The following is a 10,382-nucleotide window of genomic DNA, read 5'->3' on the forward strand; positions in this document are numbered from 1 at the left end:
TGATATGAGAAATCACCCCGTCAGCGCCGCATCCCGCAGCCCGCGCCACACACGCAGCGCCTGCCGGTTTTCCGCGACGTCATGCACCCGCAGCAACTGCGCGCCCTGCGACGCCGCCTGATAATGCAGCGCGATCGTGCCGCCGAGCCGCTGGTCGGCCGCCGCTTCATTATCGAGCGCACCGATCATCCGCTTGCGGCTGGCGCCGAACAGCAGCGGACAGCCAAGGGTGTGGAAAAGCGCGAGACCGTTCACCAGCGCCAGATTATCACCAACCCCCTTGCCAAAGCCGATGCCCGGATCGACGATGATCTTCGCGGGGTCGATCCCCGCCGCCTTGCACGCCGCGACGCGCTCGGCGAGCATGTCGTAGACGTCGAACAGCGGGTGCGCATAGGCGCCCCCCTCGTGCGGGTCGCTTTTCGCCGAGGGCGCGTGCATCAGCACGACCGGACAGCCCGCCTTGACGACCACCTCCATCGCGCGCTCGTCATAGCGGAGCGCCGAGATATCGTTGACGATCGTCGCCCCGGCGGCGAGCGCCGCCTCCATCACCGCGGCCTTGCGCGTATCGATCGACACCGCGACCCCGCCCTTCGCGAGCGCCGCGACGACGCCCTCGACGCGGCCGATCTCATCGCCTTCCCAGATCAGCGGCGCGCCGGGCCGCGTCGATTCGCCGCCGACATCGACGATCGCCGCGCCCGCCGACGCCATGGCGAAACCCGCGTCGATCGCCGCCGCGGTGTCGATGGGCTTGCCGCCGTCCGAAAAACTGTCGGGCGTCGCGTTGAGGATGCCCAGGAGTTGCGGCTCGTTCAGGCGGATGGTGCGCTCGCCAAGCTGGAAATGGCCGCGCGGCCGCGCCACCCCGGCCCGCTGCGCGGTCGCCGCCTGCGCCAACGGGTCGGGCATCGCCGCGATCCAAGCGTCGAGTTCGGGAACCGGAACGATAGCCGACTTGACCGACAAACCGTCGCGCAGGCTGATGTGCCACGCCGCGAACCAGACCATCGTGTCAGCGACGCGCAGACAGGCGTCGTCCAGCTCGTGCGGGCGATCGACGAAACAGGCGGGGCGCAGATAAACGCGAGCATCTTCCCACGTCGTGCCGAGGTCGGGCTTGGTTAGCGGTGCAAACATCCTCGTCCCCTTGCCCGTCCGCGCTAAGAAAGCTGCGTGTCCCCGCGAAGGCGGGGATCCATCTCCGGTGGGTTCAAAATGGAACCGCCCGGTGATGGGCTCCCGCCTTCGCGGGAGCACGCGGTCTTATCTAAAATTCGCCGAATATCCCTAAGCCTCGTTCGCGAGCAGCCAGTCCTGCCGCACCGCGTCGATCACCCGCAATTGCTTGCCGTCGTCGACGTGCCAGAAGGTCCAGCCGTTGCAGCTTGGCGCGCCCTGCACCCCGGCGCCGACCTTGTGGATCGACCCCGCGTCCTGCCCTTCGCAATCGAGCGAACCATCGACGCGCACCACCGCTTTCCAGCGGCGCTTGGCGTCGGTCAGCACCGATCCCGGCGGCACCAGTCCGCCTTCGACCAGCGTCCCGAACGCGACGCGCGTCGCGGCGGTGGGCGCCATCATCGTCTTTACCGCGCTCTCGTCGAGCGGCAGCGCCATCTCGATGCGTTCGAGCGCGGCGGCGATATAATCATCCTCGCGCTCGATGCCGATGAAATGGCGGCCGAGGCGTTTGGCGACCGCACCGGTCGTGCCGGTGCCGAAAAAGGGATCGAGGATCACGTCGCCGGGGTTCGAGCAGGCGAGCAGGATGCGATAGAGCAAAGCCTCGGGCTTTTGCGTCGGGTGGACCTTGGCGCCGCCCTTCTTGAGCCGTTCCTGCCCGCCGCAGATCGGGATCAACCAGTCGCTGCGCATCTGCAACTCGTCGTTGAGCGTCTTCATCGCGCGATAGTTGAAGGTGTAGCGCGCCTTCTCGCCCATCGACGCCCAGATCAACGTCTCATGCGCGTTGGTGAAGCGCGTGCCCTTGAAATTGGGCATCGGGTTCGCCTTGCGCCAGACGATGTCGTTGAGGATCCAATAGCCCTGGTCCTGCAGCGCGGCGCCGACGCGGAAGATATTGTGATAGCTGCCGATCACCCAGATGCTGCCGCCGGGTTTCAGGATGCGCTTGGCTTCCTTCAGCCACGCATGGGTGAAGCGGTCATAGGTGGCAAGGCTGTCGAACTTGTCCCATTCGTCGTTGACGGCATCGACCTGGCTGCCGTCGGGGCGGTGAAGGTCGCCGCCGAGTTGGAGATTATAGGGCGGATCGGCGAAGATCATGTCGACCGACGCGGCGGGCAGTGATCGCATCATCGCGACGCAATCGCCCTGCAGGATGCGGTCGAGCGGCAGGTCGGCCGAGGCTGGCCTGGGGGTCGCTTTGGGCGTCCGCGGCTTCGTCGCCGGCGCCTTGACCCGATCCATCACACCCATGTCTGCACCCCATTCCCGTTCGAAAGAAGCCCCTGATGAGTCCAGCGGAGTCCGCCGTCAAGCCCGGGATTCTAGGGATTCCGCGTGTCGATATGGTTAACGCGATGAGAACGAAAGGAGTCTGACACACCATATGGAGTCTGCCGCGACTCGGGGACTCAACCACTGGTGGTGTGGCGACAAGGACTCACCGGCGAATATTTTTTCGCGTCGACGGTTTGCGACGGACAGGCAGCGCCCGAACATAGATCCTGCGTTCACCGTCAGTCGGGGAAAAAATAGCCCCGCAACCCCTTGATTTAAAGGGTTGTCTCGATACAGGGGCTTGTCTGGCCCAATCCGGGTGGGAAGGAAAAGGAGCTAAGGATGAAATCAATCAGTCTGATCGCCGTGGCCGTATCCATCGGCTTCGCCGTCCCCGCCTATTCTGCTCTCCCGCCGCAGTATCAGCGGACCGCAGAACTGAAAGCGATCCTCGATCGCGCCGACATCGCCGAAACCTTCATCGGGCGGGGGCATCTGATCGAACAGATCGAATATGTCAGCCCTGACCTGTACCGCGTGACGGGCGGCAATTGCGCGCTCGACGCCGCCATCGTCGAAAAACCACTCCCCGAAGGCATGGTCGGCGCGCGCCAGTTCGACGTGAAACCCGGCACGATCACCTGCACCGGCGAGGCGTCGGCAACCGATGGTGAGGCAAACTGACATGCCATCATCGATGACGCGGGTTCTTGCGCCTTTCGTTGCCCTACTTCTTGCCGCACCCGCCTTCGCTGCCGCCCAGGAAGAGGAGGATTTTCCGACGCCGAGCGCTGAAGAGGCCCAGGCTTATAATGACGCGCAAAGCTGCGCGATCATTCTTCGCAAGCTGGGCGGCGAAGCGAATGAAGCCAAGGCGGAAGTCCAACTCGAACGGGCGAAAGCGCTCGCACCAGCAGTCGGACATGACAGCGAAGAGACGTTTCAGCAATCCTACGATCAGATGGCCGAAATCCTCGACATGGCCTCGGAAGAGGAAATGGAACAGTTCATCAAGGCCTGTCAGGCAGCCGAATAGGCCAAATCGCCCGGCGAAAGGAAGGGCGGCCGCCGACATGGCCACTCTTCCCGAGTTGCCCTGAAAAATCGCCGTCAAATCCCCGGATCGACCCCGGTCAGCTCGATCGAGCGCGCCCACAGTTCGCGCGCGAGTTTTGGATCGCGCGCCCTGCTCGTTGCGCGCGCCGGCCCCGAACGCCCCGATATCTCGCCCAGCCCCTGCGGCCCCAGATAATCGCCGCCCTGAACATGGGCGCCCGTCGCCGCCTGCAACGTCGGCCAGGCGCCCTGCGCCGCGCTGTTGAAAAAGGGGGTGGCGAGCGGCGTCATGCCGCGCAGCGGGAACGGCAGATGCCGCGTCAACTCGGTCAGCGCGACCCCCGGATGGCACCCGATCGCCTGCGTCGCGCGTCCCGCGGCGCTCAGCCGCCGATCGAGTTCCAACACGAACAGCAGATTCGCAAGCTTGCTCGTCTGATAGCGCTGCCAATTATGATAGCTGCGGCTTGCCCCCAGATCGCTGTAATCGATCGCGCCGCCCTTGTGCGCGAGGCTGGCGGTGACGACGATGCGGTCGTCGACATGCGGGTGGATCAGTCCCGTAAAGGCGAAGGTGCCGAGGTGGTTGACCCCGAATTGCAGTTCATACCCCTGCTTCGTCAGCGTTCGCGGCGGGATCATCACCCCGGCGTTGTTGATCAGCACATCGACGCGCGGCCCCGCCAGCACCGCCTTCGCCGCCTCTTTCACCTGGTCGAGATCGGCAAGGTCGAGCGGCTGGAACGACAGTTCGGCGCCCGGCGCGTCGGCGCCGATGCGATCGATCGCCGCTTCGGCGCGGCCCGCGTCGCGGCACGCGAGGACGACATGCGCGCCGCGCGCCGCCAGCAGCTTCGCCACCTCGAACCCGATGCCCGCATTGGCGCCGGTAACGAGGAAGCGCCGCCCGGTCTGGGTCGCAACGTCATCGGCCGTGAAACCGCTGCGCATCGCCTTCTCCCGTCAGATCAGCATGAGCTGCGCGACCGGCGCGAAACTCGTCCGGTGGTGCGGCGTCGGCCCATGACTGCGCAGCGCCGCCAGATGCTGCGCCGTGCCATAGCCCATATTGGTTTCCCAGCCAAAGCCCGGATAGTCGCGCGCCGCGGCGACCATGAAGCGATCGCGATGTTCCTTGGCGAGGATGCTCGCTGCCGAAATACACGGGTGGATCGCATCGCCGCCGACGATCGCGCGCGCGCGATAGCGCCACTTGGGCAGGCGATTGCCGTCGACCAGCACTTCGCCGGGATCGAACCCCAGCGCCTCGACCGCGCGCGTCATCGCGAGGAAGGTCGCCTGCAATATGTTGATACGGTCGATCTCGGCGACGCTCGCCTCGCCGACGCCCCAGCGGCAGCGCGCCTTGATCTGAATCTCCAGCTCGCCGCGGCGTTTCGCGGAGAGTTTCTTGCTGTCGTCGAGCCCGGCGATGCCGCCCTCGCACAATAGCACTGCCGCCGCAACGACCGGCCCCGCCAGCGGCCCACGCCCGGCTTCATCGACACCGACGATCATCGATTCCCCTCCCGCTTGCGGGAGGGGTTAGGGGAGGGTCTGTCGAGGTCGGGCATGCAGGAAACCGGCCCTCCCCCATCCCCTCCCGCAAGCGGGAGGGGAGCTATAGTCGCCACGGCGGATACCTCCGATACTCGCCCGCCTGATAGAGGCACAGGCGATTGCCGGCAGGGTCGGTCAGCCGCGCCTCGCGCCAGCCCCATTCCTCATCCTTCGGCATCTGCTCGAACGATACCCCGCGCCGCGCAAGATAGGCGACCCAGGCGTCGAGCGCGCCGCTCTCCAGATAGGTCGTCGCCCCGCCCGCTACTCCATCGCCGACGTGGATCGACAAGGTCACGCCATTCGCCGCCTCGAACCGGGCATAGCCGTTTTGCGGGCTATCGACGATCTGCTTCAGACCCATCTGCTTGTAGAAAGCGACCGATTCCGCATAGTCGCTCGCGGGCAGCGTGACCTGATTGAGCGCCGGTCCCGTGAACAGCCCGTCGTTGCGCACATATTGCTGCCCCATCGGGCCATGACCGCGTCCCAGCCCCGGCGCGTCGAGCAGCGACAGCCGCACGAAATCGCGTGCCCGCGCGATCGCTGGCTCCAGCGGCATGCCCTGCCCCAAACCGCACGCGATCGCGCTCGCCAGCGTGCAGCCGGTGCCGTGGCTGTGCACCGTGTCGATCCGCGGTGCCTCCCAGCGCGCGGCTTCGCCTTCGCCGGCTTCGCACAAGCGGTCGATCACCGTCTCGCCCTCGGCATGGCCACCCTTGACGAGCAGCGCGCAGCCATGCGCCAGCACCGCCTCCTCGCCGCCGAGCGCGTCGAGTTCGGGCAGGTTCGGGGTCGCGACCATTGCACGATCCAGCAGCGCGCGAAACGCCGCGGTCGTGGCGGCATCGGCGAGCACCGACCCGCTCGTCGCGATCATCACCGGGTCGAACACCACCGCCGCCTGCGCAAGGTCGGGCCGCACCAGTCGCGCGGCGACCGCCGCCGCCGTCTCGGCGCTGCCGATCATGCCGATCTTCACCGCATCGACGCCGATATCGGCGACGACGCTGTCGATCTGCGCCAGCACCATCTCGGTCGGGATCGCGTGGACGCTCTGCACGCCCAGCGTATTTTGCGCGGTGATCGCCGTGATCGCGGTCATCGCATGACCGCCGAGCATCGTCACCGTCTTGATATCCGCCTGAATCCCCGCGCCGCCCCCGCTGTCGGAGCCGGCGATGATGAGAATGCGCGCGGTCACCCCTTATGCTTCCGCTCCGTCGAGGCCGGGAATTTCTGCAACGCCGCGCCTTCGCGCAGCGGCCGGTCGAGCAGGTCGCCGCCGCAATTGGGGCAAATTTCGTCGAGCTTGTCGGCGCAGTTCGCGCAGAATGTGCATTCGAATGAACAGATGAAGGCGCCGTGGACGTTCGCGGGCAAATCGCGGCCGCACTTTTCGCAATCGGGTCGCATTTCAAGCATTTTCAAAACTTCCTTCAAAATAGGTGGTGAGGTTGTTCAATTCGCCGCCGCGACGCGCACCGCGTCGCAGATCATGTCGACCACGCGCTCGACCTGCCCGGCATCGTCGCCTTCGGCCATCACGCGGATCACGGGTTCGGTGCCCGACGCGCGAATGACGAGGCGGCCGCGGCCGTTCAGTGCCGCTTCGCCCTCGGCGATCGCCGCCTGGACATCGCCGTTCTCGAGCGGCTTGCCGCCCGCGAAGCGGACATTCTTCAAAAGCTGCGGCACCGGATCGAACTGGTGGAGCAGCTCGCTCGCGGGCTTTGCGGAGCGGACCAACTCGGCGAGCACCTGCAATCCGGCGAGCGTGCCGTCGCCGGTCGTCGCATGGTCCGACAGGATCATATGCCCCGACTGCTCGCCGCCGACGTTGAACCCGCCGCTCTTCATCCGCTCGAGGACATAGCGGTCGCCGACCTTGGTCCGCTCGAGCCGCAGCCCCTCGCTTTCCAGAAAACGCTCGAGGCCCAGGTTCGACATCACCGTCGCGACGACCCCGCCGCCCTTGAGCAGGCCCTGCCGCGCCCAGCTTGCGCCGATCAGTCCCATGATCTGATCGCCGTCGATGATCGCACCCTTCTCGTCGACGATGATCAGCCGGTCGGCGTCGCCGTCGAGCGCGATCCCGATGTCGGCGCCGCTCGCGACCACGGTTTCCTGAAGCAGGCCGGGCGCGGTCGAGCCGCAGCGGTCGTTGATGTTGACGCCGTTCGGGGTGACCCCGACCGCGACGACGTCGGCCCCCAGTTCCCAGAACACCGTCGGCGCGCTGTTATAGGCGGCGCCATTGGCGCAATCGAGCACGATCTTGAGCCCGTCGAGCCGGACCGATTCGGGCAGGCTCAGCTTCACGGCATGGATATAGCGGCCGCGCGCATCTTCGATGCGCTTCGCACGCCCGATCAGCGTCGGGTCGGCCAGCCGCGGCTCCTGCGTCAGCCGCTGCTCGATCTGCGCCTCGTCCGCGTCGGACAATTTATAGCCGTCGGGGCCGAATAATTTGATGCCGTTATCGGCATAGGGATTGTGGCTCGCCGAGATCATGACTCCCAGATCGGCGCGCATCGACCGCGTCAGCATCGCGACCGCCGGGGTCGGCATCGGCCCGACCTGCACGACGTCCATGCCGACACTGGTAAAGCCCGCGACCAGCGCATTTTCGAGCATATAGCCCGACAATCGCGTATCCTTGCCGATGACGACGCGATGCTTGTGGGTGCCGCGCAGGAAATGCGCCCCCGCCGCCATGCCGACGCGCATCGCGACTTCGGCGGTCATCGGAACCTGGTTGGTCAGCCCGCGAATCCCGTCGGTTCCGAAAAACTTGCGCATGGCACCTCTGCTACCTAATCCGGGGTGCAGGACAAGGCTCGCCCCGGCACACAGGGAGGCCCTAGGTCACCCGTTTTTGCTTGGCAAGCTGGCCGAAAGGTTTGAACTTGAAATCGGCATGGATCATCCTTTCGGCGCTGGTCGCCGGCATGCTGCTCGGGATCGGCATCGAAATGCTCTCGCCCGATACCGGCACCGCGTCGCTGCCCTTTGTCGAGCCGATCGGCACCTTGTGGCTGAACGCGCTCAAGATGACGATCGTGCCGCTCGTCGTCGCGCTGCTCATCACCGGCATCACCGCGACCGCCGACGCCGCGCGCGCGGGCAAGCTCGCGGGGCGCGCGGTCGCGACCTTCATCGGCGCCAATCTGCTCGCCGGGATGATGACCCTGCTCGTCCTGCCGTTCCTGCTGCGGCTGTTTCCGCTTTCGACGGCGGCGGCGGAGGGGCTGCGCCACGGCCTCGGCGGAACCGCCGACGCCACCGCATCACCGGGCTTCGCCGATTTCCTGCTGTCGCTCATCCCGACGAACCCGATCGCCGCCGCGGCCGATACCGCGATCCTGCCGCTGATCGTCTTTACCGCCATCTTCGCTTTCGCGATCACCCGCATCTCGCCCCCGAACCGCGCGATATTGTCGGGGCTGTTCAGCGCGCTCGGCGAAGCGATGCTCGTCGTCATCGGCTGGGTTCTCGCGCTCGCGCCGATCGGCGTCTTCGCATTGGGCTATGCGCTGGCGGTCAAGGCCGGGGTCTCGGCGTTCGGCGGGCTGCTCCATTATGTGCTGATGCTCTCGGCGATCGGTACCGCGACGATCATCCTCGGCCTGTTGCTCGCGGTCCTCGTCGTCGGCATTCCCCTGCCGCGCTTCCTTCGCGCGATGGTGCCGACCTTCGCGGTCGCGCTCAGCACGCAAAGCTCGCTCGCCAGCCTTCCCGCCATGCTGCGCGCGACCGCCGACCTGGGCGTCGATCCGAAAAAGGCCGATGTCGTCCTGCCGCTCGCGGTCGCGCTGTTCCGCTTTACCAGCCCGGCGATGAACCTCGCGGTCGTCGTCTATGTCGCCTGGCTGTTCGGGATCGAACTGACGCCGTGGGAGATGGCGGTCGGCCTCGCGGTCGCGCTGGCGGCGGCGCTCTCTTCGGTCAGCCTGCCCGGATCGATCAGCTTCGTCACCTCGATCGCGCCGATCGCGATCGCGATGGGGGTGCCCGTCGCACCGCTGGGGCTGCTCGTCGCGGTCGAGACCTTTCCCGACATCTTCCGCACCCTCGGCAATGTTATCGCCGACGTCGCCGCTACCCAATTCGCCGCCGACGGAGTCGACGACGCCAGCACAGGAGAAACGCCATGAAATATCGCACCCTCGGCCAGGGCCTCGACGTGTCCGCGATCGGCATCGGCTGCATGCCGATGATCAAGGGCGGCAACATCCTCTATGGCGAGGCCGCCGACATGGACGAGGCGACGCGCACGATCCACCGCGCGATCGACCTCGGCGTCACCTTCTTCGACACCGCCGAAATCTATGGCCCGTTCAGCAACGAGGAGCTGCTCGGCGAAGCGATCCGGGGCAAGCGCGACGGGCTGGTCATCGCCACCAAATTCGGCTTCAAGTTCGAGGGCAAGCAGATCGTCGGCGTCGACGGCTCGCCCGCCAACGCGCGGGCCGCCTGCGAAGGCTCGCTCCGGCGGCTCGGCATCGACACGATCGACCTTTTCTACCAGCACCGCGTCGATCCCTCGATCGCGATCGAAGAGGTCGTCGGTGGGATGATGGAGCTGGTGAAGGAAGGCAAGGTTCGCCACATCGCGCTGTCGGAGGCGGGCCCCGAAACGCTGCGCCGCGCCGCCAAGGCCGCGCCGATCGCCGCGCTGCAAAGCGAATATTCGATCTGGGAGCGCGAGGTCGAGGCCGAAATCCTGCCCGTCTGCCGCGAGTTCGGTATCGGCTTCGTGCCCTATTCACCGCTCGGTCGCGGTTTCCTCGCGGGCACGGTGCGCAGCCGCGACGAACTTCCCGAGCATGACTGGCGCCGCAACGATCCGCGCTATTCGGAGGAGAATCTGCCCGCCAACCTCGCAATCGTCGATGCGATCGCCCGGGTCGCGGCCGGGCATGGCGTGTCGAACGCACAGATCGCGCTCGCCTGGCTGCTCGCGCAGGGCGACGACATCGTCCCGATCCCCGGCACCAAGCGCCGCGCGACGATGGAGGACAGCGTCGCCGCCGCCGCCGTCACCCTGACCCCCGCCGATCTCGCGGCGATCGAGGCAGCGGCGCCGGTCGGCGGCACGAACGGCCCGCGCTATGGCGAGCAGGGCATGCGGATGGTGCGGCTGTAGCGTCGCGGATATCCGCTTTCGACCAGTTGTTGCCGCAATCAGCGTGGCGAGCCGTCATAGAAGCCGCATCCCCGAGCGAAGACGAGGGGCTCTGCCGAGCGAAGTCGAGGCAGCGGAGGCGCGCGGTTCTCGCTCCGCTCGAACGAGC

11 protein-coding genes are annotated in these 10,382 nt (G+C 66.5%); 4 read left to right on the forward strand and 7 right to left on the reverse strand.

Going from position 1 to position 10,382, the window contains the following annotated elements; genetic code table 11:
- Positions 1-12 precede the first annotated feature (12 nt).
- Together folP and CVO77_RS01520 are read right to left on the reverse strand one after the other, a co-directional pair.
- Entirely contained in the window at positions 13-1,143 is a 1,131-nt protein-coding gene (gene folP / locus CVO77_RS01515; protein ID WP_105997574.1) for a dihydropteroate synthase, read from the reverse strand.
- Positions 1,144-1,293: 150 nt separating this feature from the next.
- The gene (locus tag CVO77_RS01520; protein ID WP_105997575.1) at positions 1,294-2,445 is read right to left on the reverse strand and encodes a site-specific DNA-methyltransferase; all 1,152 of its coding nucleotides are present in this window, start codon (positions 2,443-2,445) and stop codon (positions 1,294-1,296) included.
- Positions 2,446-2,811: 366 nt separating this feature from the next.
- Here CVO77_RS01520 and CVO77_RS01525 point away from each other — a divergent pair, with 366 nt between their 5' ends.
- Together CVO77_RS01525 and CVO77_RS01530 are read left to right on the forward strand one after the other, a co-directional pair.
- A complete protein-coding gene (locus CVO77_RS01525; RefSeq protein WP_105997576.1) occupies positions 2,812-3,153 on the forward strand; it encodes a hypothetical protein in 342 nt (113 codons plus the stop codon).
- Between the two features lie 13 nt (positions 3,154-3,166).
- Positions 3,167-3,505, forward strand: a complete 339-nt coding sequence (locus CVO77_RS01530; protein ID WP_146130800.1) for a hypothetical protein — start codon at positions 3,167-3,169, stop codon at positions 3,503-3,505.
- Positions 3,506-3,579: 74 nt separating this feature from the next.
- Here CVO77_RS01530 and CVO77_RS01535 read toward each other — a convergent pair whose 3' ends face one another.
- The 5 genes from CVO77_RS01535 to glmM form a co-directional block, all read right to left on the reverse strand.
- Entirely contained in the window at positions 3,580-4,476 is an 897-nt protein-coding gene (locus CVO77_RS01535; RefSeq protein ID WP_105997578.1) for an oxidoreductase, read from the reverse strand.
- A gap of 12 nt (positions 4,477-4,488) precedes the next feature.
- Positions 4,489-5,043, reverse strand: coding sequence for a ribonuclease HII (locus CVO77_RS01540; protein WP_105997579.1), 555 nt, complete (start codon positions 5,041-5,043; stop codon positions 4,489-4,491).
- Between the two features lie 103 nt (positions 5,044-5,146).
- Entirely contained in the window at positions 5,147-6,289 is a 1,143-nt protein-coding gene (gene thiD / locus CVO77_RS01545) for a bifunctional hydroxymethylpyrimidine kinase/phosphomethylpyrimidine kinase (protein WP_105997580.1), read from the reverse strand.
- On the reverse strand, positions 6,286-6,510 hold the full coding sequence (locus tag CVO77_RS01550) for a DUF1272 domain-containing protein (RefSeq protein ID WP_106000561.1): 225 nt from the start codon (positions 6,508-6,510) through the stop codon (positions 6,286-6,288). Before CVO77_RS01550 ends, thiD begins: the two co-directional genes overlap by 4 nt.
- A gap of 36 nt (positions 6,511-6,546) precedes the next feature.
- Positions 6,547-7,887: a phosphoglucosamine mutase gene (gene glmM / locus CVO77_RS01555; protein ID WP_105997581.1), complete on the reverse strand. Its 1,341-nt coding sequence runs from the start codon at positions 7,885-7,887 to the stop codon at positions 6,547-6,549.
- Positions 7,888-7,994: 107 nt separating this feature from the next.
- On the opposite strand from glmM, the gene CVO77_RS01560 reads away from it, so the two are divergent.
- Both CVO77_RS01560 and CVO77_RS01565 read left to right on the forward strand, forming a co-directional pair.
- Positions 7,995-9,242, forward strand: coding sequence for a dicarboxylate/amino acid:cation symporter (locus CVO77_RS01560; protein WP_105997582.1), 1,248 nt, complete (start codon positions 7,995-7,997; stop codon positions 9,240-9,242).
- The gene (locus CVO77_RS01565) at positions 9,239-10,234 is read left to right on the forward strand and encodes an aldo/keto reductase (RefSeq protein ID WP_105997583.1); all 996 of its coding nucleotides are present in this window, start codon (positions 9,239-9,241) and stop codon (positions 10,232-10,234) included. Before CVO77_RS01560 ends, CVO77_RS01565 begins: the two co-directional genes overlap by 4 nt.
- Positions 10,235-10,382 lie beyond the last annotated feature (148 nt).

It is taken from the genome of Sphingopyxis lindanitolerans, from assembly GCF_002993885.1.
GTDB lineage: Bacteria > Pseudomonadota > Alphaproteobacteria > Sphingomonadales > Sphingomonadaceae > Sphingopyxis > Sphingopyxis lindanitolerans.

Coding starts and splice junctions, on each gene's coding strand:
- folP (WP_105997574.1), bottom strand. CDS start 1,143: ATGTTTGCACCGCTAACCAAGCCCGACCTCGGCACGACGTGGGAAGAT.
- CVO77_RS01520 (WP_105997575.1), bottom strand. CDS start 2,445: ATGGGTGTGATGGATCGGGTCAAGGCGCCGGCGACGAAGCCGCGGACG.
- CVO77_RS01525 (WP_105997576.1), top strand. CDS start 2,812: ATGAAATCAATCAGTCTGATCGCCGTGGCCGTATCCATCGGCTTCGCC.
- CVO77_RS01530 (WP_146130800.1), top strand. CDS start 3,167: ATGACGCGGGTTCTTGCGCCTTTCGTTGCCCTACTTCTTGCCGCACCC.
- CVO77_RS01535 (WP_105997578.1), bottom strand. CDS start 4,476: ATGCGCAGCGGTTTCACGGCCGATGACGTTGCGACCCAGACCGGGCGG.
- CVO77_RS01540 (WP_105997579.1), bottom strand. CDS start 5,043: ATGATCGTCGGTGTCGATGAAGCCGGGCGTGGGCCGCTGGCGGGGCCG.
- CVO77_RS01550 (WP_106000561.1), bottom strand. CDS start 6,510: ATGCTTGAAATGCGACCCGATTGCGAAAAGTGCGGCCGCGATTTGCCC.
- glmM (WP_105997581.1), bottom strand. CDS start 7,887: ATGCGCAAGTTTTTCGGAACCGACGGGATTCGCGGGCTGACCAACCAG.
- CVO77_RS01565 (WP_105997583.1), top strand. CDS start 9,239: ATGAAATATCGCACCCTCGGCCAGGGCCTCGACGTGTCCGCGATCGGC.